The sequence below is a fragment of the Okeania hirsuta genome (genome assembly GCF_003838195.1).
Classification (GTDB): domain Bacteria; phylum Cyanobacteriota; class Cyanobacteriia; order Cyanobacteriales; family Microcoleaceae; genus Okeania; species Okeania hirsuta.
In genome coordinates this window covers 1-726 of the sequence record NZ_RCBY01000663.1, presented here as the reverse complement: position 1 = coordinate 726, position 726 = coordinate 1, and the positions used below count along the sequence as shown (strand labels likewise).

The 726-nt window shown below is 47.1% G+C and carries 2 pseudogenes; one reads left to right on the top strand and one right to left on the bottom strand.

The annotated features are described in order from the left end of the window. Window positions 1-420: pseudogene (locus D5R40_RS33555) on the top strand (transcription-repair coupling factor); the annotation flags it as partial. Window positions 421-519: 99 nt separating this feature from the next. Here the strand turns inward: D5R40_RS33555 and D5R40_RS33550 are convergent. After that, window positions 520-726 (bottom strand): annotated as a pseudogene (locus D5R40_RS33550) (hypothetical protein); the annotation flags it as partial.

Here is a 726-nt window from a genome sequence, read left to right as displayed (position 1 = left end):
CACCAATGCCTACAACTCAACGGCGCTCCGCGTTTACCCAAAGGCTTAGTTGCATCTACCCTGGCCCAACAACAACAGCAAAATTTATTTATCGTTACTGCCACTTTAGAAGAAGCGGGACGGTGGGCGGCACAGTTAGAAGCAATAGGATGGCCGAAAGTTCACTTTTATCCCACCTCAGAAGCATCACCCTACGAACCCTCCCACTCCGAAGAAATGATTTGGGGACAAATGCAAGTATTGGCAGACTTGCTAAGTGAGAATGCGCCAGAAAATGCAACTAACAATGGTAACGATAGCAATAAAGCAAAAATGGCCGTAGTTGCAACAGAGCGATCGCTCCAACCCCACCTACCCACAATCAAACAATTTCAACCCTATTGTCTTACCCTTAACCCAGGCATTACCAGCAACTCCAAAACCTTCAGCACGACAGGGAGATCGGCCACAGATACACAGATAAATCATTCTCAGTCTGATGGTTTAGAGTGTATATCTTTAGATGAAAAACTTGCCCAGATGGGAGGGTTCGTAGGGTGATGCTTCTGAGGTGGGATAAAAGTGAACTTTCGGCCATCCTATTGCTTCTAACTGTGCCGCCCACCGTCCCGCTTCTTCTAAAGTGGCAGTAACGATAAATAAATTTTGCTGTTGTTGTTGGGCCAGGGTAGATGCAACTAAGCCTTTGGGTAAACGCGGAGCGCCGTTGAGTTGTAGGCATTGGTG